The 26604-nt window shown below is 64.0% G+C and carries 22 protein-coding genes; 13 read left to right on the top strand and 9 right to left on the bottom strand.

Annotation, left to right across the window (positions count from 1 at the left end):
• Positions 1-100: 100 nt before the first annotated feature.
• Positions 101-1801 carry an alpha-amylase family protein gene (locus tag CIT37_RS39830; RefSeq protein WP_095424936.1) on the bottom strand — a complete coding sequence of 567 codons (1701 nt, stop codon included), beginning with the start codon at positions 1799-1801 and terminating at the stop codon, positions 101-103.
• A 300-nt stretch (positions 1802-2101) separates the two neighbouring features.
• On the opposite strand from CIT37_RS39830, the gene CIT37_RS39825 reads away from it, so the two are divergent.
• Entirely contained in the window at positions 2102-2593 is a 492-nt protein-coding gene (locus CIT37_RS39825; protein ID WP_038949476.1) for an MmcB family DNA repair protein, read from the top strand.
• 119 nt (positions 2594-2712) lie between these two features.
• Here CIT37_RS39825 and CIT37_RS39820 read toward each other — a convergent pair whose 3' ends face one another.
• The gene (locus CIT37_RS39820) at positions 2713-3267 is read right to left on the bottom strand and encodes an ActR/PrrA/RegA family redox response regulator transcription factor (protein WP_095424935.1); all 555 of its coding nucleotides are present in this window, start codon (positions 3265-3267) and stop codon (positions 2713-2715) included.
• A gap of 103 nt (positions 3268-3370) precedes the next feature.
• Positions 3371-4693, bottom strand: a complete 1323-nt coding sequence (locus tag CIT37_RS39815; protein WP_028139600.1) for an ActS/PrrB/RegB family redox-sensitive histidine kinase — start codon at positions 4691-4693, stop codon at positions 3371-3373.
• 103 nt (positions 4694-4796) lie between these two features.
• On the opposite strand from CIT37_RS39815, the gene CIT37_RS39810 reads away from it, so the two are divergent.
• From CIT37_RS39810 to CIT37_RS39795, 4 genes are all read left to right on the top strand, one after another.
• Positions 4797-5600, top strand: a complete 804-nt coding sequence (locus CIT37_RS39810; protein WP_028139601.1) for an ABC transporter ATP-binding protein — start codon at positions 4797-4799, stop codon at positions 5598-5600.
• Between the two features lie 214 nt (positions 5601-5814).
• A complete protein-coding gene (locus CIT37_RS39805; protein ID WP_038970673.1) occupies positions 5815-6633 on the top strand; it encodes an ABC transporter permease in 819 nt (272 codons plus the stop codon).
• A 121-nt stretch (positions 6634-6754) separates the two neighbouring features.
• Positions 6755-8083 carry a polyhydroxyalkanoate depolymerase gene (locus CIT37_RS39800; protein ID WP_028139603.1) on the top strand — a complete coding sequence of 443 codons (1329 nt, stop codon included), beginning with the start codon at positions 6755-6757 and terminating at the stop codon, positions 8081-8083.
• Between the two features lie 217 nt (positions 8084-8300).
• Entirely contained in the window at positions 8301-9140 is an 840-nt protein-coding gene (locus CIT37_RS39795; RefSeq protein ID WP_028139604.1) for a M48 family metallopeptidase, read from the top strand.
• Between the two features lie 155 nt (positions 9141-9295).
• Here the strand turns inward: CIT37_RS39795 and CIT37_RS39790 are convergent, their stop codons facing one another.
• Both CIT37_RS39790 and CIT37_RS39785 read right to left on the bottom strand, forming a co-directional pair.
• The gene (locus CIT37_RS39790) at positions 9296-9955 is read right to left on the bottom strand and encodes a hypothetical protein (protein WP_038970674.1); all 660 of its coding nucleotides are present in this window, start codon (positions 9953-9955) and stop codon (positions 9296-9298) included.
• Between the two features lie 278 nt (positions 9956-10233).
• The gene (locus CIT37_RS39785) at positions 10234-12447 is read right to left on the bottom strand and encodes a transglycosylase domain-containing protein (protein ID WP_095424934.1); all 2214 of its coding nucleotides are present in this window, start codon (positions 12445-12447) and stop codon (positions 10234-10236) included.
• Positions 12448-12629: 182 nt separating this feature from the next.
• Between CIT37_RS39785 and CIT37_RS39780 the strand changes: the two genes are divergently transcribed.
• A complete protein-coding gene (locus CIT37_RS39780; RefSeq protein ID WP_028139607.1) occupies positions 12630-13055 on the top strand; it encodes a DUF1330 domain-containing protein in 426 nt (141 codons plus the stop codon).
• A 136-nt stretch (positions 13056-13191) separates the two neighbouring features.
• On the opposite strand, the gene CIT37_RS39775 is transcribed toward CIT37_RS39780, so the two are convergent.
• From CIT37_RS39775 to CIT37_RS39765, 3 genes are all read right to left on the bottom strand, one after another.
• On the bottom strand, positions 13192-14412 hold the full coding sequence (locus CIT37_RS39775; RefSeq protein WP_028139608.1) for an ABC transporter substrate-binding protein: 1221 nt from the start codon (positions 14410-14412) through the stop codon (positions 13192-13194).
• 186 nt (positions 14413-14598) lie between these two features.
• Complete coding sequence (locus CIT37_RS39770; RefSeq protein ID WP_028139609.1) at positions 14599-15840, bottom strand: ABC transporter substrate-binding protein; 1242 nt, start codon at positions 15838-15840, stop codon at positions 14599-14601.
• 162 nt (positions 15841-16002) lie between these two features.
• The gene (locus CIT37_RS39765; protein WP_049801932.1) at positions 16003-16416 is read right to left on the bottom strand and encodes a DUF1304 domain-containing protein; all 414 of its coding nucleotides are present in this window, start codon (positions 16414-16416) and stop codon (positions 16003-16005) included.
• 38 nt (positions 16417-16454) lie between these two features.
• On the opposite strand from CIT37_RS39765, the gene CIT37_RS39760 reads away from it, so the two are divergent.
• Entirely contained in the window at positions 16455-16985 is a 531-nt protein-coding gene (locus CIT37_RS39760) for a methylated-DNA--[protein]-cysteine S-methyltransferase (protein WP_028139611.1), read from the top strand.
• Between the two features lie 136 nt (positions 16986-17121).
• Here CIT37_RS39760 and CIT37_RS39755 read toward each other — a convergent pair whose 3' ends face one another.
• Entirely contained in the window at positions 17122-19911 is a 2790-nt protein-coding gene (locus CIT37_RS39755; RefSeq protein WP_028139612.1) for a [protein-PII] uridylyltransferase, read from the bottom strand.
• A 188-nt stretch (positions 19912-20099) separates the two neighbouring features.
• Here CIT37_RS39755 and CIT37_RS39750 point away from each other — a divergent pair, with 188 nt between their 5' ends.
• The 6 genes from CIT37_RS39750 to CIT37_RS39725 all read left to right on the top strand — a co-directional run bounded on the left by CIT37_RS39750 (position 20100) and on the right by CIT37_RS39725 (position 26539).
• Positions 20100-21071 carry an aliphatic sulfonate ABC transporter substrate-binding protein gene (locus CIT37_RS39750; protein ID WP_028139613.1) on the top strand — a complete coding sequence of 324 codons (972 nt, stop codon included), beginning with the start codon at positions 20100-20102 and terminating at the stop codon, positions 21069-21071.
• A gap of 235 nt (positions 21072-21306) precedes the next feature.
• Positions 21307-22152, top strand: a complete 846-nt coding sequence (locus CIT37_RS39745) for an ABC transporter permease (protein ID WP_028139614.1) — start codon at positions 21307-21309, stop codon at positions 22150-22152.
• A 4-nt stretch (positions 22153-22156) separates the two neighbouring features.
• Complete coding sequence (locus tag CIT37_RS39740; RefSeq protein ID WP_028139615.1) at positions 22157-22942, top strand: ABC transporter ATP-binding protein; 786 nt, start codon at positions 22157-22159, stop codon at positions 22940-22942.
• A 54-nt stretch (positions 22943-22996) separates the two neighbouring features.
• Positions 22997-23506 (top strand): OsmC family protein, encoded by a 510-nt coding sequence (locus CIT37_RS39735; RefSeq protein WP_028139616.1) that lies wholly within the window; start codon positions 22997-22999, stop codon positions 23504-23506.
• A gap of 168 nt (positions 23507-23674) precedes the next feature.
• Positions 23675-24484 carry a hypothetical protein gene (locus CIT37_RS39730; RefSeq protein ID WP_028139617.1) on the top strand — a complete coding sequence of 270 codons (810 nt, stop codon included), beginning with the start codon at positions 23675-23677 and terminating at the stop codon, positions 24482-24484.
• Positions 24485-24862: 378 nt separating this feature from the next.
• Positions 24863-26539, top strand: coding sequence for a methyl-accepting chemotaxis protein (locus CIT37_RS39725; RefSeq protein WP_038949490.1), 1677 nt, complete (start codon positions 24863-24865; stop codon positions 26537-26539).
• The last annotated feature ends 65 nt before the right edge of the window (positions 26540-26604 follow it).

The raw sequence follows: 26604 nt of genomic DNA, 5'->3' as shown, positions 1-26604 counted from the left end.
CGACGATTCGGAGTTGCCCGCTCGCCACAAACTCCTTCCTGTGGTTATGGGTCTCCGCGTGCGCGGGGACGACAGTGGGGTGTGCGGTTACAGTCGGGCACTACCCCGGATGCTTCTTCCCTCTCACCGTATCCCCGTCGATATCGCTCCGCTTCAGCAGATAATCCAGCCCGCCGACGCGGTACCAGCGATACCCATACGGCTCCAGCACGATCCGGTGCTGGCCGCGCTTGTCGGCGTGGCTGTGGTCCTCCGCGAGCAGATTGATCAGGTGCGCGCCGGCCTCGTCCGGCAGCCCGGCCGAGAACGCGATCTCGCGCGGCTTCTCGTCGAGATTATGCACGAACAGCACCGAATTGTTGCGCCAGTCGTAGCGCATGATGAACACGGCGGGATCGCGCACCGGAATGATCGTGAAGTCGCCCCAGCCGATTTCAGGCACCTCCTTGCGCATACGGACGATGCGCTCGGTCCAGTTCAGCATGGAGTTGGGATCGCGCCGCTGCTTGGCGACGTTGACGTGGGGATAGCCGTAAGGCCCCTTGTCGATCACAGGGCAGGCCGGCCTGTTGCTCTTGGTGAAGCCGCCATGCGGCTCGGTCGACCATTGCATCGGCGTGCGCGCGCAATTGCGTTCCGGCAGTGAGAGATCGTCGCCCATCGCGATCTCGTCGCCATAGCGGATCACGGGCGTTCCGGGCAGCGTGCACATCAGGCTGTAGGCGAGTTCGAGCCGCCGGCGATCGCCGCCCAGCATCGGCGCGAGGCGCCGCCTGATGCCGCGGTCGTAGAGCTGCATGTCCTTGTCGGGACCGAAATTCCTGAACACGGAGTCGCGCTGCGCCTTGGTCAGCCGCCCCAGGTCGAGCTCGTCGTGATTGCGCAGGAACAGGCCCCATTGCGCGGTCGCCGGCCGCGGCTTGGTCGCCTTCAACGCCTTCGCCAGCGGCCGCGAATCTGCGGATGCCAGCGCATAGAACAGGTGCTGGTTGACGTGGAAGTTGAACATCATGTGCATGCGGTCGGCGTCGCGGCCGAAATATTCCATGTCCGTCTTCGGCAGCACATTGGCTTCGGCGAGGATGATGGCGTCGCCCTGCCGCCATTGCAGGAATTCGCGGAATGCGCGCAGCATGTCGTACTGCTCGACCGGCTTCTTCACCTTCGCACCCTTGGTCGCGATCACGAAGGGCACGGCGTCCATGCGGAAGCCGGAGACGCCGAGCTGGATCCAGAACCCCATGATCTTCAGGATCTCGGCCTGCACATGCGGGTTCGAGGTGTTGAGGTCGGGCTGGAAATCGTAGAAGCGGTGGAAGTAATACGCGCCCGCTTCCTTGTCGCGCGTCCAGGTCGTTTTCTGCACGCCGGGAAACACCATGCCCTTGTCGGCACCGGCCGGCTTCTTGTCGGACCACACATACCAGTCGCGGTAGGGCGAGTTCTTGTCGCGCCGCGCCTCCTTGAACCAGTGATGCTGATCCGAGGTGTGGTTGACGACGAGGTCGATGATGATGCGGATGCCGCGCTGCTTGCAGCCGTGGGCGAACTCGACGAAATCGCCGAGCGTGCCGTAACGCGCATCCACGCTGTAATAGTCGGCGATGTCGTAGCCGTCGTCGCGGCCGGGCGAGGTCTGGAACGGCATCAGCCAGATCGTGGTGATGCCGAGGCCATGCAGATAGTCGAGCCGGCGGAGCAGGCCCTTGAAGTCGCCGACGCCGTCACCGTTGGCGTCCATATAGGAGCCGACGGAAAGGCAGTAGATCACGCCGTTCTTGTACCAGAGATCGTCGATCATCCGCGCAGCCTCGGTGGTTCCGCCGAGGTGCGGCGGCTGCGTGATAAGTGCGTGGGGGAGGGGAGGTTCCGTGTTTCATCCTCGGTGTCGTCCCGGACAAGCGCAGCGAAGCGGAGCGCCGATCCGGGACCCATAACCACAGGGAGCAGTTTTGCGATGACTCGGAGTTACCTGAGCGCCCTACAACAACTCCCTGTGGTTATGGGTCCCCGCTTTCGCGGGGACGACGGCGGAGATCGAGACTGCGCTTAGGCTCCATCGAGCAGTGTGCAGTTCTACGGAATCGGCTATCCTCCCCCCATGGACAATCCCGCCCGCAACATCGCCCTCGTGCCGCCGCCTGATCGCCGCCAGTCGGAGACGGCGCTCGCGGTCGCGCGGGGCACCGCGCGGCTGCTGCGTTCGCTCGGCTTTACCTGCATCAGCGAATTGCCGCTGCCCTCGGGCCGGCGCGCCGATCTCGTGGCGCTGAACGAGCGCGGCGAGATCTGGATCGTCGAGATCAAATCGTCGGTGGAGGATCTGCGCGCCGACCAGAAATGGCACGAGTACCGCGCCCATTGCGACCGGCTGTTCTTCGCCTTCACTCAGGACCTGCCGTGCGAGATCTTTCCGGAAGGCACCGGCCTGATCATCGCCGACGCCTATGGCGCGCACCTGCATTGCGAAGCGCCCGAGCACAAGCTCGCTGCGGCCACGCGCAAGCAGATGACGGTGCGGTTTGGAATGGCGGCGGCGCTTCGGATCAACCGGCTGGTCGACCCGCAAGGGCATGCGGAATTTTGGGAGTAGCGGCGCCGCAAACATCGGTGCCGTAGGGTGGGCAAAGCGAAGCGTGCCCACGATCTCTATCCAACTCTAACAGAGCGTGGGCACGGCGCTTGCGCGCCTTTGCCCACCCTACGAGACCGCTACCTCGGCGCGCGCTTGGCCAGAATGCGCTGCAACGTCCTGCGGTGCATGTTCAGCCTGCGCGCCGTCTCCGAGACGTTGCGGTTGCACATCTCGTAGATGCGCTGGATGTGCTCCCAGCGTACGCGGTCGGCGGACATCGGGTTGGTCGGCAGCTCGGATTTCTCCGCGCTGGTCGACAGCAGCGCCGCGACGACGTCGTCGGCATCCGCCGGCTTGGAGAGATAATCGATCGCGCCCATCTTCACCGCGGTGACGGCGGTGGCGATGTTGCCATAGCCGGTCAGCACGATCGCGCGCGCATCCGGGCGCTTCTTCTTCAGCGCCGAGACCACGTCAAGGCCGTTGCCGTCGCCGAGCCGCAAGTCCACCACGGCGAATGCCGGCGCTGCCTTGCCGATCTGCGCAAGACCATCCGAGACGGTGTCGCATGACGTCACCGAGAAGCCGCGCGTCTCCATGGCGCGCGACAACCGCTCCAGGAACGGCTTGTCGTCCTCCACGATGAGCAGCGAGCGGTCGGTCTGTTCGTTCAGTTCGGCGATGGCGTTCAAGGTTTTGTCCTCTCTCCAACGCGACTACATATGGCCTCGCAATCGGGCGGTGCCAAGGCCGCCGATAGTCGATCGGCCCTGTTGTGCGACGCAAGGTCGCGGCCTATCCTATTGTTTCTTCGAGGCTCTCGATAGCCTCAAAACGCTGTCGCGGCCATGTGATCTGCACCACCGCGCCGTGTTCCGGAAAGATCCGGTTGGTAAACGAGACCTTGGCGCCGGTGCGTTCCAGCAACGTGCGCGCGATGAACACGCCCAATCCGAGACCGCGTCGCTCACCGCTGCCCTCATCCGTGGTTCGTCGCCGCGACAGATAGGGCTCGCCGATCCGGTTCAGGATGTCGGGCGGAATGCCTGGGCCGTCGTCGGAGATCAGAAGCTCGATCGTGTCCTTGTTCCACCACGCGTTCACCTCGACGGTGGTATGGGCGAAATCGACCGCGTTCTCGACGATGTTGCCGACGCCGTAGAGGATCGCCGGATTGCGCGAGCCGACCGGCTCGGACACGGCGGCGACCGCGATCCGCACCTTGATCTCGACGCCGAAATCGCGGTGCGGGGCCACCACCTCCTCGATCAGCTCCGACAGCTTCATGCGGTCGAACGGCGCGCCGGTGGAGGAGAGCTGGGTGATCTTGCTCAAGATGTCGCGGCAGCGCTGGGTCTGCTCGCGCAGCGTCTTCAGGTCGGCGGCAAAGCTGGCGTCCTTCACCGTCTTTTCCAGCTCGCGCGAGATCAAAAAGATCGTCGCGAGCGGCGTGCCGAGCTCGTGCGCGGCCGCGGCTGCGAGGCCGTCGAGCTGCGTCAGATGCTGCTCGCGCGTCAGCACCAGCTCGGTCGCGGCCAGCGCGTCCGCAAGCTTGCGCGCCTCCTCGGTCACCTGGAACGAGTAGAGGCTGGTGACGCCGATCGCGAGCACGATCGAGAGCCAGACGCCGACGAGGTAGATCGGCGGCAGCACCAGGGGATCATCGGAATCCCAGGGCAGCGGCAAATGGAAGAAGAACAGGACCGAGGCGCAGGCTACCGCAAGCACACCGAGGCCGAAGGTGAAGCGCGCCGGCAGCGCCGTGGCCGAGATCAGCACCGGCGCGAGGAAGAGGAACGAGAACGGGTTCTGCAGTCCGCCGGTGAAGTACAGCAGACCGGCCAGCTCCACGATGTTCAGCGCGAGCAGTCCGGCCGCCTGCATCGGCTCCAGCCGCTGCAGCGGATTGGACACGGTCTGGAGCGCCAGATTGAGCGCGGCCGACAAGGCGATGATGCTGACGCAGGGGACGATCTCGACGTTGAATTCCAACCCCTGCGCCACGATGAAGATCGCGGCGAGCTGGCCCAGCACCGCCAGCCAACGCAGCCGCAGGATCGTGTCCAGGCGGATATGCCGCTGCGCGTGGCGAAAGTCGGAAGCAGCAATTTCAGTCATATCGGCCAATGGGGGTGCCTTCCAGATCACAAACGCTGGGCTCGCGGAACCACCGGATTACAAGCCTTGCGCTATCCGCTGCAATAGCAGAAGAACGACCAGCATGACCGAGAATGACAAGGCTTCAAGTCGGCCGACTGTCGCGGAGCGCAGCTCGTCCGCGGCGATCGCGGTCGAGCACCTCGTCAAAATCTATAAGCAGACCCGAGCGGTCGACGACATCTCCTTTTCGTTGCCGCGTGGCAGCATCACCGGACTTCTGGGCGGCAACGGCGCCGGCAAGACCACGACCATCGCAATGATCATGGGCCTTGTGCTGCCGACCTCCGGCCGCGTGCAGGTGCTCGGACATCGGATGCCCGAGGAGAGTGCTTCCGTGCTGGGGCGGATGAATTTCGAGAGCCCCTATGTCGACATGCCGATGCGGCTCACGGTGCGGCAGAATCTCACCGTGTTCGGCAAGCTCTATGCGGTGAAGAACCTCGCCGGCCGCATCGCCGAGCTCGCGGACGATCTCGATCTCACCGAATTCATCGACCGCGCCAACGGCAAGCTGTCGGCCGGGCAGAAGACCCGCGTCGCGCTCGCCAAAGCGCTGATCAACCGGCCCGAGCTGCTGCTGCTGGACGAGCCGACCGCCTCGCTCGATCCGGATACCGCCGACTGGGTGCGGGCGCACCTGGAGCGTTATCGCAAGGACAACAACGCCACGATCCTTTTGGCTTCGCACAACATGCTCGAGGTCGAGCGGCTCTGCGACCGCGTCATCATCATGAAGCGCGGTCGCATCGAGGACGACGATACGCCTGAGGCGATCATGGCGCGCTACAATCGCACCACGCTGGAGGAGGTGTTTCTGGACGTCGCGCGCGGCCGGGTGAACGGTGCGAAGGAGGCGGCGAGGTGAGCGGTCGTACCCGTATTCGTAGCCCGGATGGAGGTCTGTCATTCCGGGGCGCGCGGAGCGCGAGCCCGGAATCCATAATCACAGGCGGCGGTTGCGAGGCGAGACGGGTCACTCCGAGTCTTCGCCAAATTGAGTTTCGTGGTTATGGATCCCGGGCTCGCGACGATGTCGCGCCCCGGGATGACAGATCCCATCCGGGCCAGGTTATCGCGCGATGACGGACATCCCCCTCCACCGCGGCATCTCCGTCCATCGCATCGGCGCGATGATCCTGCGCTACTGGTACCTCCTGCTGTCATCCTGGCCGCGGCTGCTTGAATTGCTGTACTGGCCGGCGCTGCAGGTCATCACTTGGGGTTTCATCCAGTATTACATCGCCGAGAATTCCAATTTCTTCGCGCGCGCCGGCGGCACGCTGATCGGCGCCGTCATCCTCTGGGATATCCTGTTCCGCGGGCAGCTCGGCTTCTCCATCTCGTTCCTGGAGGAGATGTGGGCGCGCAACATCGGCAACCTCATGATGAGCCCCTTGAGGCCGATCGAGTTTCTGCTGTCGCTGATGGTCATGAGCCTGATCCGGCTTGCGATCGGGATCATTCCGATGACCTTGCTCGCCCTGTTCATGTTTCACTTCAATGTCTATGCTCTGGGCCTGCCCTTGATCGCATTCTTCTGCAATCTGATCTTCACGAGCTGGTCGGTCGGCATCTTCGTGTCGGGTCTCGTGCTGCGAAACGGCCTCGGCGCCGAGAGCATCGTCTGGACCCTGATGTTCGCGATCCTGCCGCTCGCCTGCGTCTACTACCCCGTCAGCGTGTTGCCGGTCTGGCTGCAATACGTCGCTTGGGCGTTGCCGCCGACCTATGCCTTCGAGGGAATGCGCGCGCTGCTGATCGAAAACACCTTCCGCGCCGATCTGATGCTGGAGGCGCTGGCCATCAACGCCGTCTTTCTGGTTGCATCTTTTGCATCATTCCTTGCCCTTTTGCGCAGCGCCAAACGGCACGGCTCGCTGCTGTCGGGCGGTGAATAACGTCACTTTCCCGTGGATTCAGGCTGGTTTAGCCGCTTCGGCTCCGTAGATGTACGGAACCATGCATTGACGCAATATTGCGCATTCGGCAGTATGCTGCGATGCGAAGAGGGATATAGCGATGCCTATTGGTGAGTTTGGCGGCGCACCGCCCCTGGCTGCAGAAGGCAGTCCGGTCCTGACGACGCCGATGTACTGGATGTACGAGATGGCGCACGCCTCTCTCAATCCGGCACGTGCGGTCACTGACGCGACCAAGCTGCTGTTCCAGAATCCTCTCAATCCCTGGGCGCGCACCGAGGTCGGCAAGTCGGTCGCCGCGGCCTGCGAATTGTTCGAGCGCACCACGCGCCGCTACGGCAAGCCGGAATGGGGCCTCAACGACACCGAGGTCAACGGCATCCGCGTCCCCGTCGAGATCCGCTCGGTCTGGGAAAAGCCGTTCTGCCGGCTGCTCTACTTCGATCGCAAGTTCGCTCGTCCCCTGCGCAGCCCGCAGCCGCGCGTGCTGATCGTGGCGCCGATGTCCGGGCATTATGCGACGCTGCTTCGCGGCACGGTCGAGGCCTTCCTGCCCGCGCATGAGGTCTACATCACCGATTGGGCCGATGCCCGCATGGTGCCGCTCAGCGATGGCCGCTTCGATCTCGACGATTACATCGACTACGTCATCGAGATGCTGCACGTCCTCGGCGGCAACACCCATGTCATGGCGGTGTGCCAGCCCTCCGTGCCGGTGGTCGCCGCCGTCTCGATCATGGAAGCGCGGCGCGATCCCTTCGTGCCGACCTCTATGACGCTGATGGGCGGCCCGATCGACACCCGCCGCAACCCGACGGCGGTGAACAATCTCGCCCAGGAGCGCGGCATCGACTGGTTCCGCAACCACGTCATCACCAAGGTGCCGTTCCCGCATCCCGGCATGATGCGCGACGTCTATCCGGGATTTTTGCAGCTCAACGGCTTCATCAGCATGAATCTCGACCGCCACATGGACGCCCACAAGCAGCTCTTTGCCCATCTGGTGAAGGGCGACGGCGACCTCGTCGACAAGCATCGCGAGTTCTATGACGAATATCTCGCGGTGATGGACCTCTCCGCCGAGTATTACCTGCAGACGGTCGACACCGTGTTCGTGAAGCACTCGCTGCCGAAGGGCGAGATGACCCATCGCGGAACACGCGTGGACCCATCCAAGGTCACGCGCGTGGCGTTGATGACGGTCGAAGGCGAGAACGACGACATCTCGGGTCTCGGTCAGACCGAAGCGACGCACACATTGTGCAGCTCGATCCCCGATCATCGCCGCGTTCATTACGTCCAGAAGGGCGTCGGACATTACGGCGTGTTCAACGGCTCGCGCTTCAAGTCGGAAATCGTTCCGCGAATCCATGACTTCATGGTCTCAGCTGCGAATCCGAGTTCATTGCAGGCTCTGGCGGCCGAATAACCTTCGTTTTCGGCTTTCCCGTCGAAAATCCAGGCCCCGCCGGAGGCTCCGGCCGGGCCTGGTTCTCTCCAGATTCGCGGTATTTAGGTAGCCTTATAGGAGTGAGTCTTCCCTCACCCCTTGGGGGTGCCGCATGCGTCCAGCGGGGGCGAAAAAAGACGGTTCCAACCCCAGTCTGTAGGGTCTCCCGGACGTCAGACCGCTGTATATTGGGCAAATGATTTGTTTTTGCGCCGAGCGCTTTCCCTGGCGGCGGTTATGGCAAAATCCGGGCGCCCTCCTGCCCCCCGGACTGACAGACATGGCCACTCGCGCTCTCCTCTATCGGCGGCCCCACGAACCCAAGACCGTCCTGATCACCCATGGATCGCAATATTTTGCCATCCGATTGCGCCGGCACCGCCGCGCGCGCCGTTACACCCTGAGAATTCATCCGAGCGATCGCGAAGCCATCCTCACCATGCCGCCGCGCGGCACGCTGGCCGAGGCAAAAGACTTTGCGCAGCGCCACGGTGCGTGGATCGCGGCGCGCCTCGGTCGCCTGCCGAAGGCCGCGCCGTTCCAGCCGGGCACGGTGATACCGCTCCGCGGCACGTCGCATCGCATCGTTCATCGCGCTGGCACGCGCGGCACGGTGTGGACCGAGACGCGCGATAGCGGCGAACGCATTCTCTGCGTCGCCGGCGGGCTCGAGCATGTCGATCGCCGCGTCAGCGACTTCCTCAAGCGCGAGGCGCGCCGCGACCTCCAGCGTTCGGCGGAGGCTTACGCCGCCGAGCTCGGCGTCAGGGTCAAGCGCCTGTCGATCCGCGATCAGTCCAGCCGCTGGGGTTCCTGCACCTCGGCCGGCTCGCTGTCGTTCTCCTGGCGCCTGATCCTCGCGCCGCCCTTCGTGCTCGACTACCTCGCCGCGCACGAAGTCGCCCATCTCGTCGAGATGAACCACTCGGCGCGGTTCTGGCGCGTGTGCGGAAAAGTCTGCCCGTCGATGGAGCGCGCCAAGAAGTGGCTCGACACCTACGGCAATGATCTGCACCGGTATGGGGTCGAGGATTAGGGGCGCTGTCGCCTAACCGTCGCTGTCGTCGCCCCGCTCGACCGGGCGACCCAGTAAGCCGCGGCAGTCGTTATGAATCTCGATGTCTCTGGAATACTGGATTCCCCGCCTTCGCGGGGAATGACAGTTGAGAATGAGCCGGCTGCAGACTCCGCTCACGCACTGAAATCCGCACTCGTCCCCGCTTGCGCGCATGACGCCAGATAGGACGATTGCCGCTGCGCGCTGGCCTTCTGGCCCTCGGCCAGCATCGCCTGGAACGCAGCGTCGAGTTGCTCGCGGCTGTAGGTCGAGGAACTGCTTTCACGCGGTGTCCATTGCGATTGCGTGATCGCGGTGGGCGCCTTTTCGACGGTGCCGCCAAGCAGCCTGGCGTAATTGTCGGCGCGCCACTGCGCCAGGTCTGGTCCGCTCAAGCCGGGAGGATCTTCCAGCTTGCCGATCTTCGCGCCCGCCAGGTTGGTCATGGCCGAGGATCCGCCGTTGTACAGCGTGGCCACCACCTTGCCGTCCACTTTCACCTGCGCGTAGGTATTCTCCGGCGCATTGTCCGCGACGACCGACTGAGGTGCATTGGTCTCGTGCGCGATCAGCCAATGCGTTGCCATGAGGTCATGCAGGACGGGATCATCCGCGGCCGATATGACCTTGGCGCCTGACAGCGGCTTGACCTGCGAGAGGTCGATCCGGAAGCCGCTGGTTGCCGCGTCGGTCGCATCCGGTGCCACCGCCTGAAGACCAGACCTCGCATTTGAAGTGGATGCTGAAGCGGGCCGCAGATGCGGCAGCGCCGCGCTGGATAGATTTGAAATCATGGAACGCTCCCAGACACTCGTTCAACTTATGAGAGCAAATCCCGGGCCGCTGACGGGAGCTTGAAGGGATTGGAGTTTTTGCTTTAGGCGAGTTCCGGGGCGCGGCGAATTTTGCCGCGCTGGGCAGGACTTGCCGAAGCGATGTCGCTGATTTCCAGGCACGTGCTTCAGGCGTCTGGGCTGCCTCTGCAAGCCGTTGATTTCGTTATCTTCGGCTACTGTGCATGGGGTTGTTTTCGCAGTTTTTGTTTTGAGGTCATGGAGACCTCAGCCCGAGCCTATCGGTTTCCGCCGAACAGCCGGTCCATCAGCCAGCCGTCGAGCCCCGCCGCCGCTTCCGGCCGCGCATTGGCGCGCGTCGGCGGTGGACGATAGCCGCCATTGCTTGCGGTTGCCGGCCCGGGCGCTGCCGCTGTCGGCGGCGACACCTGCGAGGCCGCCTGCGCGAGGTTCGACAGGCCCCAGCCACCTTGTGTGCTTGGCAATGCCGCGACCGGCACGCCTTCGTGCGCCGCCTTCATGAAGCGCGACCACACTTCCACCGGCAGGCCGCCGCCGGTCGCCTTCTTGGTCGGCGAGTTGTCGTCATTGCCGAGCCAGACACCCGTGACGAGGCTCGCGGTGTAGCCGATGAACCAGGCGTCGCGGTAATCCTGGCTGGTGCCGGTCTTGCCGGCCGCGGGCCAGCCGGGGATCTCGGCCTTCTTGGCGGTGCCTGATATCAGCGTCTCGCGCATCATCGCGTTCATCATCCCGACATAGCGGGGGTCGATGACCTGATTGCGCTCCTCAGGCTGGCGCATGTAGAGCAGCTTGCCGCCCAGCGTCTTGATCCGCGTGACGACATGCGGTGCCACCGCGAGACCGCCATTGGCGAAGGGCGCATAGGCGCCGACCAGCTCGACCACCGAGACTTCGGAGGTGCCGAGCGCGATAGAGGCGTTGGGCTCGAGCTTGGAGGAGATGCCGAGCCGGTGCGCGGTGCGCACCACGTTCTTCGGTCCGACCTCGAGGCCGAGACGGATGGCGACGGTATTGAGCGACATCGCCAGCGCCTGCGTCAGCGTCACCGCGCCGAAATATTCATGGGTGTAGTTCTCGGGTCGCCAGCCCTTGACCTCGATCGGCGCGTCCTGTCGCATCGTATCAGGCGTCAGGCCCTGCTCGAGCGCGGTCAGGTACACGAACGGCTTGAACGAGGAGCCCGGCTGGCGTCTGGCGGTCACAGCGCGGTTGTACTGGCTCTCGGAATAGTTCCGCCCGCCCACCATGGCGCGCACCGCGCCATCAGGTGTCATCGCCACCAGCGCGCCCTGGCTGACATTGAACTTCACGCTCTTGGCCGCGAGCTCGTCGATGATGGCGGCTTCCGCCACGCTCTGCAGCTTCGGATCGATCGTGGTCTCGACTTTGATGCTCTCGTCGATCTGGCCGACCAGATCGTCCAGCACCTCGCCGATCCAGTCGGCAACGTAATTGACCGTGCCGGCGCCGACCGGTTTCACATTGTAGGAGGGATGGCCGATCGAGGCCTGCGCCTGCGCATCCGTGATGAACTTTGCGTCCGCCATCGCCGCAAGCACGATTTGCGCGCGCGCCTCAGCGCCTTCGGGGTTGCGGTTCGGCGCGAGGCGCGAGGGCGATTTGACGAGCCCGGCCAGCATTGCGGCCTCGGCGACCGTGACGTTCTTCGCCGACTTGCCGAAATATTTCTGCGCGGCGGCCTCGACGCCATACGCGCCCGAGCCGAAATAGACGCGGTTGAGATAGAGCTCCAGGATCTCGTTCTTGGAGTGCTTGCGCTCGAGCCAGATCGCGAGCTCCACCTCCTGCAGCTTGCGCTGCATGGTGCGTTCCTGGGTCAGGAACAGGTTCTTGGCGAGCTGCTGCGTCAGCGTCGAGCCGCCCTGCGAGACGCCGCGATGCATGACGTTGGTGACGAGGGCGCGCAGGATGCCGATCGGGTCGATGCCGAAATGCGAGTAGAAGCGGCGGTCCTCGATGGCGATGAAAGCCTTCGGCAAATACGGCGGCAAATCCTTCAGCGAGACATTGGCGCCGGCCATCTCGCCGCGTTGCGCCAGCATGCTGCCGTCGATGCCGACGATCTGGATCGTTGGCGGCCGCTTGGGAATCTCCAGCGACTGGATCGGCGGCAGATGGGCGCCGACATAGATCACGACGCCGATCAGAGCGATCGCGCCCCACAGGCCGAGCACCGCGCCCCAATAGACCAGGCGGCCGATGCTGGCGCCAATACGTGACTTGGTGCGCCGCTTGGCGCCGCTGCGGCTGGCTGGCGCTTTCCGCTCGCGCGGCGGCTCGTCGCCGGAATCCTCGCCCTTGCGCTTGGCGGATGATTTCGTCGATTTCTTCGGCTTGTCGTCGCCGCCGGGAATGCGATCCGCCGCGGTCAGGCGCAGATCGGCGAGCGCCGCGGGCAAGCCGAACAGCGGCTCCTTCCGCCCACCCTTTTTCTTTCCCCACGCCATACGCAAAAACGCCCGGTCAGCCCGCCCCGCCGCACGCTAGCGGTCGCTGTTTAAGGCCCGGTTACCCAGACCTTAACGCCCGATTAGGAGGTGCGGCATTCCTCCGCCGCAGTTCCGCTGATTGGATGACGGAGCTAGGATCGCCGGCATAAAACACGAGGAAACACGCAGAGGAAACCCAAATGGGCCATATCGATCCGACCAAGGAGATCTTCGCGCAATTCCGGGACAATGACCGCCCGGGTCCGATCCACATGCTCAACCTGGTGCGCCTGCGCAAGGAGGCGGCCTACCCGGACGGCCGCAAGGCGAGCGGCGCCGAAGCCTACGCGGCCTATGGCCGCGAGAGCGGCCCGGTGTTCGAACGCCTCGGCGGCCGCATCATCTGGCAGGGCAAGTTCGAGCTGATGCTGATCGGTCCGCAGGAGGAGCGCTGGGACCATTGCTTCATCGCCGAATATCCTGATGTCGGAGCCTTCGTCGAGATGATCCGCGATCCCGTCTACCGCGAGGCTGTGAAGCACCGCCAGGCCGCGGTCGAGGACTCGCGGCTGATCCGGCACGCCGTGCTGCGGATCGGGAAGAATTTTGGAGAGATACCGGAGTAGTTAGTAGGGTGGGCAAAGCGCCGGGGTGCGCGAATGCGCATCCCGGTGTGTGCCCACCACCTTCGTCGCGATCGTGGAGAGATGGTGGGCACGACGCTTGCGCGTCTTTGCCCACCCTACGACGTGCGTCTTCTGGTTAACCCGCCGGGCCCGCGTCCTCCAGGATCGGGCCGAACAACTCCCAGCGCTCGCCGTTGAACTTCATCATCTGAAGCTGCTTGTTGACGCGGTAGTCGGTAGGCGACGTGTTGGCCTTGATGCCAGGCAGCGCAGTGTCGCTGGCGACGTCCTTCAGTGACGCCGCCTGCTTCATGACGTTCTCGCGCGTCAGGTTGTCGCCGCACTGCTGCAGCACGTGCACCAGCAGCTGCGCGGTGCTGTAGCCGTAGGTGTTGAAGTTCGAATCCTTGTCGCCATCCGGATAGTACTTCGCCATGAAGTCGAAATACTTCTTCATGCCGGGGTCATCCTTCCAGGTCGGATCGAGCGGTTCCTTGCCGTAGTTGACGCTGATCAGGCCCTTGGCGGCGTCAAGGCCTGCGGGTTTCAGCACCGCGCCGACCGAGGTGGCGTTGATGTCGACGATCTGGACCGGATGCCAGCCCATTTCGGCGATCTTCTTGATGGCCTGCGCGGCCTGCTTCGGCGTCGTCGCACTGAAGAACAGGTCGGCGCCGGCATCCTTGATCTTGAGGACCTGCGAATCGACGGTGGGATCGGACACCTCGTAGGAGGCTTCCGTCACGATCATCTTGGCGGCCTTGTCACCGAGGCCGGCCTTGATGCCGTTCAGATAGTCCTTGCCGAGGTCGTCGTTCTGATAGAGCACGCCTACCTTGGCGTTCGGATGCTCCTTCAGAATGTACTGGCCGTAGATGCGGCCCTCGACGAAGTAATTGGGATTGAAGCCCATGGTCCACGGAAAGTTCTTGGGATCAGTGAACCTCGAGGCCCCGGTCGCCGCGAACAGCTGCGGCACCTTCTTGGCGTTGAGATATTTCTGCACGGCCGCGTTCACGGGCGTGCCGATGATCTGGAAGGTCAGCAACACCTCGTCGCTCTCGACCAGCTTGCGGATCTGCTCCACGGCTTTCGGCGGCGAATAGGCGTCGTCATACTGGATCAAATTGATCTTGCGGCCGTTCACGCCGCCCTGGTCGTTGATCATCTTGAAATAGGCGGCCTGCGTCTTGCCGATCGACGAATAGGCCGACGCCGGCCCCGAGAACGGCATGGTCTGTCCGACCTTGATCTCGGTGTCGCTGGCGCCCGGATCATATTTCTTCTGGGCATTGGCCGCTGAAATCGACAGCGCCAGAGCAAGCGCCGTGGCCAGATGCAGCTTTCCATTCCTCATTCGCAATTCCCTCAGTTTGTTTTTGCCGATGATCTGCCGGCCGCAGGACGCGTCCGATGCCATCGCTGAGGGCAAGTGTGGAGGAACGATTGTTGCGACGCAAGGTGGGCGTTCGTAGGGTGGGATAGCCTTGCGGACTGCGCGAAGCGCAGTCCGCTGGGCGTAACCCACCCTACGAGATCGGGACTAGCCCGACGGTCCCGTGTCCTCGATGATCGGTCCGAACAGTTCCCAGCGTTCGCCGTTGAACTTCATCATCTGCATCTGCTTGTTGACGCGGAAGTCGTTCGGTCCGGTGTTGATCTTGATGCCGGGCAGCGCGAAGCTCGGCGTGAAGTCCTTGATGTTGGCGACCTGCTTCATGATGTTCTCACGCGTCAGATCGTCGCCGCATTGCTTCAGGACCTGCACCAGCAGCTCCGCCACCGAATAGGCGTAGGTGTTGACGGTGTTGAGCTTGTCGCCTTCCGGGAAATACTTGTCCATGAAGGCGAAGAAGGCCTTCACGCCGGGATCGTCCTTCCACTGGGGATCGCTGGGCTCCTTGCCGTACTGGGTCGAGATGATGCCCTTGGAGATGTCGAGGCCAGCCGGCTTCAGCGTCGCCGAGATCGGGCTCGCATTGATGTCGAGGATGTGCACCGGCGTCCAGCCGAGGTCGGCGAGCTTCTTGATCGCCTGTGCCGCGAATTTCGGCGTCGAGGCATCGAAGAACACGTCGACGCCCATCGACTTCAGCTTGACCACCTGGGAATCGACGGTCGGGTCGGTGACCTCGTAGGAGACCTCGCCGACGATCATGCTGGCGGCCCTGTCGCCGAGGCCGCTCTTGAGGCCCGCAAGATAGTCGCGGCCCATGTCGTCGTTCTGGTAGAGCACGCCGATCTTGGCGTTCGGATGCTCCTTGAGAATGTATTTGGCGTAGATGCGTCCCTCGGACACGTAGTTGGGATTGTAGGCGATGGTCCAGGGATAGTTCTGGGGATCGTTGAAGCGGGCCGCGCCGGTCGAGGCCAGCAACTGCGGCACCTTCTTGCCGTTGAGATATTTTTGCACGGCGGCGTTGGCCGCGGTGCCGATGAGCTGGAAGGTGAACAGCACCTCGTCGCCCTCGACGAGCTTGCGCACCTGCTCCACCGTCTTCGGCGGCGAATAGGCGTCGTCATACTGGATCAGATTGATCTTGCGGCCGTTGATGCCGCCCTGATCGTTGATCATCTTGAAGTAGGCGGCCTGGGTCTTGCCGATATTGGCGTAGACCGAGTAGGCGCCGGAGAACGGCACGGTCTGGCCGATCTTGATCTCGGTGTCGGTCGCCCCCGTGTCGTACTTCTTCTGGGCGAAGGCTTGGCTTACGAAGGCCTGGTTCGCGGAGAACGTGAAGGCGAGCGCTGTCGTGGCAGCTAAGAAAGCTCTGCGATTGGTCATATTGGTTGTTCCTCCTGACGGAATTTTCGGCCGATGGTCTTTTCCCGTTGATTGCAACGGTCGCCATCGCTGCCGAAGATTGTGGAGGAAGCTTCGCCGCCGCGCAAGGATCGCAGCGCTGCGCCGTAGCGTCTCAGGCCAGGGAGTCCCGGGTCAGGCGTCTCAGGCCAGGAACAACGCAACCAGCGCGACCGCCGCCGGAAGGGCCTGCACCATCAGGATGCGGGTGCTGACGGTCGCAGCGCCATAGGCGCCGGCCACGATCACGCAAAGCAGGAAGAACGCCTTGATCTGGAATGCGAAGGCCGAGTTGCCGTGGACGAGACCCCAGATCAGGCCGGCGGCGAGGAAGCCGTTATAGAGGCCCTGATTGGCGGCCAGCACCTTCGTGATCTCGGCCTTCTCCGGCGTGTTGCGAAACACCTTCAAGCCCTGCGGCTTGTCCCAGAGGAACATCTCCAGGATCAGGAAGAAGACGTGCAGTGTGGCGACCAGCGCCACCAGGACATTGGCGATCAGGATCAAGTTGAGCTCCCCCAGCGTCAGCTTTCGGGTGGACGATAGCACGGCCGGCATGTCAAACGCGATGCATGTTTCGATGCAATGGTGCCACCATGCCCGGGCGATCAACCAAACCGTCTGCAAGCTTCGGCCTCGATCGCCTGACGACGCCGATCGGGATTGCCTTGCTCGTCACCGATGCCGAGGGTGCGCTACGCGCACTGGACTGGGAAGACTATGAGCATCGCATGCGCGAGCTCTTACGCTTGCACTACGGTGCAGTCGATCTCAGTGATCGGCCTGCGCCTGCATCCATGCGGACGGCGCTGTCCGGTTACTTCGAAGGCGATCTCAGTCAGCTCTCGGCCATCGCATGGCGTATCGCCGGCACGCCGTTCCAGCAGAAGGTCTGGAACGCGCTGGCTCACATCCCCGCCGGCACCACGATGAGCTACGGCGCACTCGCCGCAAAGATTGATTTGCCAAAAGCCATTCGTGCCGTCGGTCATGCCAACGGCTCCAATCCGATCAGTGTGGTGCTGCCCTGCCACCGCTTGATCGGCGCGGATGGTTCGCTGGTGAAATATGGCGGCGGGCTCGCGCGCAAGCGCTGGCTGCTGCGGCATGAAGGGGTGGAGGTTTAGTCACCTGTCATTCCGGGGCGCGCGAAGCGCGAGCCCGGAATCCATTTCTCCGCGTCACCGGTGGCTCGATGGATTCCGGGCTCGCCGCTGCGCGGCGCCCCGGAATGACAAGAGAACGGAGGTGCGCGAACGCTCTTCACGCCGCCGGCTGGACCGCCTTGTCGCCGGCCATCACATGGGTCAGCGCGCTCTTGATCGCGGCCTGCCGGGTCGGCGCGCTGATCTGCGCGCCCAGGAGGTCGGTGACGTAGAACACGTCGCGGGCGCGCTCGCCGAAGGTCGCGACATGGGCTGAGGCGATGTTGAGGTTGAGCTTCGAGATCGCGGTGGTCAGCTCGTAGAGCAGGCCGGGCCGGTCGAGGCCGGACACCTCGATCACGGTGTAGCGGTCGGACCATTGGTTGTTGATGGTGACTTCCGGCTCGATCACGAAGGGGCGCGCCTTGCTGCGCACCGTGCGCCGCGCCACCACTTCGGGCAGCCGCAGCTTGCCTTCCAGCACATCCTCGATCATCTCGCCGATGCGGGTGGCGCGCCGTCCCTCGTCCTCGTCGCGGTCGTATTCCCGCGAGATCGAGATGGTATCGAGCGCGCGGCCGTCGGTCGTGGTGTAGATCTGGGCGTCGACAATGTTGGCGCCGGCCGAAGCGCAGGCGCCGGCGATGATCGACAGCAGCCAGGGATGGTCGGCCGCGAAGATCGTCAGCTCGGTGACGCCGCGCACCTCGTCGAAGCCGACATTGATCGCGAGCTTGTGGCCGGCCTGTTCGCTGGAGCGGACGAAGCGGGCGTGGCGAATTTTGCGCGCCAGCTCGACCTTGAGCCAGTAGGCCGGATAGTGCCGGCCGATATAGGCATCGAGTTCCTCCGCCGGCCATTCGGCGAAGGCATTTCGGAATTCGGCGTAGGCGGCGGTGAGGCGCTTGCCTCGGTCGACTTCCGAGAAGCCGCCGGTCAGCACCGGCTCGGTCTCGTAATACAGTGAACGCAAGAGCTGCGCCTTCCAGCCGTTCCACACGCCGGGACCGACGCCGCGGATGTCGGCGGTGGTCAGGATCGTCAGCAGCTTCATCTGCTCGACCGATTGCACCACGGCGGCGAAATTCTCGATGGTCTTGCGGTCGGAGAGGTCGCGCGACTGCGCGACCGTGGACATCGTCAGATGCTCCTCGATCAGCCAGGCGATGAGTTCGGTGTCGGCCGGGCTGAACCCTAACCGCGGACACAGCCGCCGCGCTACCTTGGCGCCGGCGATCGAGTGGTCCTCCGGCCGGCCCTTGGCGACGTCGTGCAGCAGTGTTGCGATGTAGATCACCGACCGGTGCTCGGGCCGGGATTTGCGCATCAGGTCGCTGGCGAGGGTGAACTCCTCGATGCCACCGCGCTCGATGTCCTGGAGGAAGCCGATGCAGCGGATCAGGTGCTCGTCGACGGTGTAGTGATGATACATGTTGAACTGCATCATCGAGACGATCTTGCCGAAGGCGCGGATGAACTGGCCGAGCACGCCGGTCTCGTTCATCCGCCGCAGCACGATCTCGGCGTTGTCGGAGGTCAGGATCTCCATGAACAGCCGGTTGGCCTCGGGATTCTCGCGCATCTGCGCGTTGATCAGGCCGAGCGACCGCGTCACGTCGCGCATCGCATCCGGATGGAAGGCGAGGTTGTTCTTCTGCGCGAGACGGAAAATCCGGATCAAATTGACCGGATCGTGCTTGAACACGTCGGGCGCGGCGACGTTGATACGGTTGTTGTCGACGATGAAGTCGTCGCTGTCGGGGACGCGCCGCTTCGCCGCGGTCGGCCGCAGCCGCGCCATCATCCGGCTCAAGACCGGCGCGGGCTTGGCCTGCTGGTCCTCGAGCTTGGCGCAGAGGATGGCGGTGAGGTTGCCGACTTCCTTGGCGACCAGGAAGTAGTGCTTCATGAAGCGCTCGACATCCTGCATGCCGGGATGCGAGGTGTAGCCGAGCCGCACCGCGATCTCGCGCTGGAGGTCGAAGGAGAGACGCTCCTCGGCGCGGCCGGAGTAGAAGTGCAGATTGCAACGCACCGACCAGAGGAAATCGGCGCAGCGGCGGAAGCTGCGGTATTCCTGCGCATCGAACACGCCGCGCTCGACCAGCTCGCCGGTGTCGCGGACGCGGTAGACGTATTTGGCGATCCAGAACAGCGTGTGCAGGTCGCGAAGTGCGCCCTTGCCGTCCTTGACGTTGGGCTCGACCAGGTAGCGCGACTGACCGCCGCGGCGATGGCGCTCCTCGCGCTCGGCGAGCTTGGCGGTGACGAATTCGGACGCGGTGCCCTGCACGACTTCCTTGTCGAAGCGCTCGACCAGCTCCTCATAGAGCGGCTTGTCGCCGGTGAGGAAGCGCGTTTCCAGGATCGCGGTGCGGATGGTCATGTCGCCGCGCGCCTGCCGGATCGACTCGTCCACCGATCGCGTGGCGTGGCCGACCTTCAGCCCCATGTCCCAGAGGCAATAGAGAATGGCTTCGGCGACCTGCTCGCCCCAGGCGGTCTGCTTGTAGGGCAGGATGAACAACAGATCGATGTCGGATTCGGGCGCCATCAGGCCGCGGCCGTAGCCGCCGGTCGCGACCACCGCCATGCGCTCGGCGCCGCTCGGGATCGGCGAGCGGTAGAGATGGCGGGTCGCCGCCGAATACAGGATGCGGATGATCTCGTCCTGCACGTGACAAAGCCGCTCGGCGCAGCGCCTCCCGTGGCGGTCCTTCAGGAGGATCTCCTGTGCCGCGGCGCGTGCCGCGATCAGCTCGGCCTTGAGCAATTGCGCCATGGCCGTGCGGAACGCGTCCTCGCGCCCCTGGTGCTTTTCGGCAAGCGCATCGACCGCGGCGGTGATCCGCGCAGTGTCGAAACGATCGTCCACCTCGGCCTTGTGCTCAGTCGCGACGCTGTCCATGTCTCACCGGATATAAGAGGTGACAGGCGCTGTCACCCGCCATTCTCTGGCAATAGTCGTTCCATGCTGGAAAGCTCCGGCTTTGGGCAAATCTGTTCTCGGCCGGCGCGCTTTCAAGGGGCGGATTTTCTCGTTGACCTCTAGATATAACTCATTGAAAAACAATGAAGTTTTGGAGGAGGCTGGGTATGACCGGAATTACACGACGCATTCTGCTGGCGGGAGCTGTTGCGCTCGCAATGACCCCCGCGGCCAAGGCGGCCGATCCGCTCAAGGAAATCCGCATCGACTGGGCGACTTACAATCCGGTGTCGATGGTTCTGAAGCAGAAGGGGCTCCTGGAGAAGGAGTTCGCCAAGGACGGCATCACCGTCACCTGGGTGCAGTCGGCCGGCTCCAACAAGGCGCTCGAATTCCTCAATGCCGGCTCGATCGATTTCGGCTCGACCGCGGGTTCGGCGGCGCTGGTCGCCCGCATCAACGGCAACCCGATCAAGTCGATCTATGTCTATTCGCGCCCTGAGTGGACGGCGCTGGTGACATCAAAGGATTCCAAGATTGCCGGCGTCGCAGACCTCAAGGGCAAGCGCGTCGCGGTGACGCGCGGCACCGATCCGCACATCTTCCTGGTGCGCGCGCTGTTAGGGGCGGGCCTCACCGAAAAGGACATCACCCCGGTGCTGCTCCAGCATGCCGACGGCAAGACCGCACTGATCCGCGGCGACGTCGATGCCTGGGCCGGCCTCGATCCGATGATGGCGCAGGCCGAGGTCGAGGAGGGCGCAAAGCTGTTCTACCGCAAGGCCGACGCCAACACTTGGGGCATCCTCAATGTGCGCGAGCAGTTTTTGAAGGACCATCCCGACGCTGCCCGCCGCGTCCTCGCGGTGTATGAGGAGGCGCGCAAATATTCGCTGGCCAATTACGACGAGCTGAAGAAGACCTTCATCGCGGTCACAAAACTCCCCGAGGCCGTCGTCGACAAGCAGCTCAAGGAGCGCACCGAGCTCACCCACAGCCGCATCGGCGCAGCCCAGCGCGAGTCGATCCTCGCCGCCGGCCTCGCTTTGCAGCAGGCGGGCGTCGTCGATGCAAAGGTCGACGTGAAGGCGACGCTCGACGCCCTGATCGACGACCAGGTCTCGCTGCCGACGAACTGATCGGCAGGGAAGAGGCAAGCGCGCACCACACCCCGCCGTCGTCCCGGGGCGCGAAGCGAGCCCGGGACCCATAACCACGGGGCGTGGCTGCCGCGCGCAGGCGGCCACTCCGAGTCCCCGTAACCATGCCTTCCTGTGGTTATGGACCCCGGATCTGCGCTTCGCTTGTCCGGGGCGACAATCGAGATTGCCGCGCGCCCTTGCAATCCCACACAAGACGCGCTTCCTACCGGCCATGATCTCCGACGCGCCAGCCTTGCAACAGACTTCGGAACCGGCCGAGAGCGCTGCTGCGCCCTCGCGCGCCGCGCGTTATGCACGGCCGGTGCTGGGGCTGCTGCTGCCGGTCGCGCTTGCGCTCGGCTGGGAGCTCGTGGTGTGGCTCGGCTGGTCGAACGGACGGCTGGTGCCGCCGCCTTCGCGCGTTTTTGCCACCCTCGCCGAGCTCGCCCGCTCCGGCGAGCTGGTCCGCCACATCACCGCAACGCTGTGGCGCGTCGGGCTCGGCTTCGCCTTCGGTGTGATCGCAGGCACGTTGCTGGGGGCCGTCTCCGGCTACTGGTCGCTGGCGCGCCGGCTGCTCGATCCGACCGTGCAGGCGCTGCGCGCGATTCCGTCGCTCGCCTGGGTGCCGCTGTTCATCCTCTGGCTCGGTATCTTCGAGACCTCGAAGGTCGCGCTGATCGCGGTCGGGGTGTTCTTTCCAGTCTATCTCGGCGTGATGGGCGCGATCCTCTCGGTGGATCGCAAGATCGTGGAGGTCGGCCGGACCTTTCGCCTCTCGGGCTTCGCCATGATCCGCCGCATCCTGCTGCCGGCGGTGCTGCCGGCCTATGTGGTTTCCCTGCGCGTCGGTCTCGGCCTCGGCTGGATGTTCGTGGTCGCGGCCGAGCTGATCGGTGCCTCCGAAGGGCTCGGCTATCTCCTGCTCGACGGCCAGCAGCTCGGCAAGCCCGCGCAGATCCTCGCCGCCATCGTGATCTTCGCCATCCTGGGAAAGCTCACCGATTGGCTGATCGAGGTTGCGGCCGCACCTTTCCTGCGCTGGCAGGATGCCTTCGGGCGCGCGAAGGGAGCTTGAGGCAATGCTGGCGCTCGACCGGGTCAGCAAGACCTATCCCAACGGCGTACAGGCGCTTTCGCGCTTCTCCGCCGACATCAGGCTGGGCGAGATCATCGCCATCATCGGCGGCTCCGGATGTGGCAAGTCCACGCTGCTGCGCGCCATCGCCGGCCTCGATCGCGCCAGCGCTGGCACGGTGACGCTCGACAATGAGGCGATCGTCTCGCCGCATGCCAAGATCGGCATCATCTTCCAGGAGCCGCGGCTGCTGCCCTGGCTCAGCGTCGCCGACAATATCGGCTTCGGCCTTGCCGATTTGTCCGCGGCGCAGCGGCGCGAGAAGGTCGCGCGTGCGCTCGAACGCGTCGGGCTGGCGGAAAAGGCGCAGGCCTGGCCGCGCGAGCTCTCCGGCGGACAGGCGCAGCGGGTTGCGATCGCACGGGCGCTGGTGCCGCAGCCGGAGGTGCTGTTGCTGGACGAGCCGTTCTCCGCGCTCGATGCCTTCACCCGCAGGGATCTCCAGGATCATCTGCTCGACCTCTGGGCGGACACGCGGCCGACGCTCATCCTCGTCACACACGACGTCGACGAGGCCGTGGTGCTGGCCGACCGCGTGCTGGTGATGCGGCCGCGGCCGGGCCGGTTGTTCGACCAGATCGAGATCAATCTCGGCCGCCCACGCGACCGCAATTCGCCGCTGTTCGAGAATTTCAAGCGAAGTGTGCTGACGTCACTCGACCGTTCGCTCGACCGCAATGTGCCCGACCGTGACGCAACCCAGGGTCCCGGTCAGGCCATGTGGTGGTGACAATTTCGCTCTGAACCGGTACATCGAGGGGCAATTTTCCGGGAGAGAACGAAAATGGACGCTGCAGAGCTGCGCCAGATGCAGGCTCCGATCAAGGAGCGCTACAAGACCGATCCCAAGACCGCGCTGATCACGCTGAAGGCCAAGGGCTCCACCGACAGCGAAGGCATCGCCTGCAAGGTCGAGACCGGCCGCGCCATCGCGCTTGCGGGCCTGCATCCGGCGACCGGCGGTTCCGGCCTCGAGCTCTGCTCCGGGGACATGTTGCTTGAGGCGCTCGTCGCCTGTGCCGGGGTCACGTTGAAGTCGGTCGCGACTGCGATCGAGGTGCCGCTCAAGACCGGCAACGTCTATGCCGAGGGCGATCTCGATTTCCGCGGCACGCTCGGCGTCGACAAGGAGACCCCGGTCGGCTTCGCCGAGATCCGTCTGCGCTTCGAGGTCGACACATCGGCGCCGCAGGACAAGCTAGATCTCCTGCTCAAGCTGACCGAGCGCTATTGCGTGGTCTACCAGACCATCAAGAACGGCCCGAAGGTTTCGGTGTCGATGCAGCGGATGTGAGGGGCGAAAGCCGCTACTCCACGGATGGTGTCGTTCCCGCGGAGGCGGGAACCCATAACCCCAGGCCGTCGTGATTTCGCACGGTCGTTGCTCCAGCTCTCAAACCAGTACGGCCTGTGGCTATGGATTCCGGGCTCGCGCTTCGCGCGCCCCGGAATGACAGACAGAATGTCCCCCGATCTCCACTTCCTCCTCTTTCTTCTCCTGCGCATGGCGATCGCGGCGGCGTTCGTCGTGACGGCCTCGATCATCACCGAGCGCGCGGGTCCGGTGATCGGTGCGCTGGTCGCGACCCTGCCGATCTCGGCCGGTCCCTCCTACGTCTTCCTCGCGCTCGACCACGATGCCGCCTTCATCGCGCAGGGCTCGCTGGCGAGCCTTCCGATCAATGCTGCGACGATCTTCATGTGCCTCATTTATGTCGTGCTGGCGCAGCGGCATGGTCTTGCGGCGAGTTGTGGAAGTGCGGTTGCCGTCTGGATCGTGCTTGCCTCGATCATCCGCCAGTTCGACTGGTCGCTCACCGCCGGGCTCGCCGCCAATCTGATCGCCTTCGGCATCTGCATTCCGCTGCTGGCGGGCTATCGCCATGTGAAGATGCCGCTGGTCACGCGGCGCTGGTACGACGTGCCGATGCGGGCTGCACTGGTCGCGACCCTGGTCGCCATCGTGGTCTCGACCTCGGGCTGGGTGGGCCCCCGCATCAGCGGCATCATCGCGCTGTATCCCGTGGTGTTCTCCAGCATCATGGTGATCCTGCATCCGCGCATCGGCGGCGCGCCAACCGCCGCCGTGCTCGCCAACTCCGCCTGGGGCCTGCTCGGATTCGGCACCGCAATCGCCGTCCTGCACGTTGCAGTGGTGTCGTTCGGCTCGGCCGTCGGTCTGTGTCTCGCGCTTGGCACCTGCGTCGCCTGGAATCTGACGCTGTGGGGAATCGGCCGACGCGCGATGCACAACGCGCGGCAAGGGCCGTGAGACTACGGACACGCGCGACATCGCGTCGCGAAAGAACGTGTCGGAGACTGCGTCTCATGCCGATTGGCAGCGCAGCATCTTCCCAAGCCATTGAATGAGAAACGTCATTTCAAGTCGCAGGGCCGCGGATGGCTTCTCTCGACGCCCGCCGGATCGTTCCCGGTCCTGCTGGTTTCCGACACTTCTATTAGAACTTTGTTCGAGCTTTTACCGTAGGAATGATCCTGCATACCCGCTCCGCTGTCATCGGCGCGAACTCGTCCGAGCTGCATCCGAGTGCAGGGACTCGCGGGAATTGTTATTTGAGTACGGCTGTTTCGCCGCGACGGTCACTTCCCCTACGAGCTGTCTACGTAATTTCGAGATGGAGATTCTTTGATGTTCGGTCGCAAGTCCCAGATTGACGCACAAGCACGGCTCGATGCGATCGGCCGCTCCCAGGCCATGATCGAATTCAATCTGGATGGCACGATTCTCACGGCCAACAAGAACTTTCTCGACGCCCTCGGCTATCGGCTTGACGAGATCCAGGGCAAGCATCATTCCATGTTCTTGCCGGCCGACCAGCGCGACAGCGCCGAGTACAAGGCGTTCTGGGCTGCGTTGAACCGTGGCGAGTGTCAGGCCCGCGAGTTCAAGCGGATCGCGAAGGGCGGCCGCGAAGTCTGGATCGAAGCAGCCTACAATCCGGTGCTCGACGGCAATGGTAAGGCGGTGATGGTCGCCAAGATCGCGACCGACATCACCGCGAAGAAGATGCGGAGCATGACGGATGCGTCGAAGATCGCCGCCATCAGCCGTGCCCAGGCCGTCATCGAATTTAAGCTCGACGGCACCATCGTCACCGCCAACGAGAATTTCTGCAAGACGCTCGGCTATTCGTTGGCCGAGATCGAGGGCAAGCATCATAGCCTGTTCGTGGCCGAGGCCGACCGCAACGGCACGGCCTATCGCGAGTTCTGGGCCGCACTCAACCGCGGCGACTACCAGGCCGGGGAGTTCAAGCGTATCGGCAAGGGTGGCCGCGAGGTCTGGATTCTCGCTTCCTACAATCCGCTGCTCGACGAGACCGGCAAGCCGTACGGTGTCGTCAAGTTCGCGACCGACATCACCGCGGACAAGCTGAAGAACGCCGATCTTGCCGGTCAGATATCGGCGATCGACAAGGCCCAGGCCGTGATCGAATTCAACATGGACGGCACGATCATCGCCGCCAACGCCAACTTCCTCAGCGCGCTCGGCTACTCGATGGCCGAGATCAAGGGCAAGCACCACAGCATGTTCGTCGAGCCCACGGAGCGCGACGGCGCCGCCTATCGCGAGTTCTGGGCCGCGCTCAACCGCGGTCAGTACCAGGCGGCCGAATACAAGCGCATCGGCAAGGGCGGCAAGGCGGTTTACATCCAGGCCTCCTACAACCCGATCCTCGACCTCAACGGCAAGCCGTTCAAGGTCGTGAAATATGCCACCGACACCACGCGGCAGGTGCTGGTCCGCATGGGCAACGAGCGCGTGCGCGGCATGATGGAATCCGTCGCCGCCGGTTCGGAGGAACTGAACGCGTCGGTGCGGGAGATCTCCGAGGCGATGACCAAGTCCCGCGAGACCGCGATGAGCGCGGTGGAGCAGGTCGCCTCCGCCGACGCTCAGGCCCAGCGTCTCACCGAGGCGGCGCAATCGATGAGCGGCATCGTCGAGATGATCAACAGCATCACCGGACAGATCAACCTCTTGGCGCTGAACGCCACGATCGAATCGGCCCGGGCCGGCGAAGCCGGCCGCGGCTTTGCGGTGGTCGCCTCCGAAGTGAAGAGCCTCGCCAATCAGGCCAAGCAGGCCACCGACAAGATCGGCCAGGAGATCGGCAGCCTCAACGGCATCTCCGGCGACGTCGTCAGCGCACTCGGCTCGATCAAGCAGGCGATCAACAATGTCAGCGAATACGTGACATCGACCGCCGCTGCCGTCGAGGAGCAGAGCACGGTGACGAACGAGATGTCGACCAGCATGCAGCGCGCCGCCGCGGAAGCCGCGGCGATCGCGGCGCGGGCGTAGGCAAACGCTCGGAAGCGTAGGGTGGGTTAGCGCAGCGTAACCCACCTCTTTAGTTTCTGCGGTGA

It is taken from the genome of Bradyrhizobium ottawaense, assembly GCF_002278135.3.
Taxonomy (GTDB): domain Bacteria; phylum Pseudomonadota; class Alphaproteobacteria; order Rhizobiales; family Xanthobacteraceae; genus Bradyrhizobium; species Bradyrhizobium ottawaense.
The sequence above is the reverse complement of the archived record's forward strand: the minus strand, read 5'-3'. Positions and strand labels throughout refer to the sequence as shown.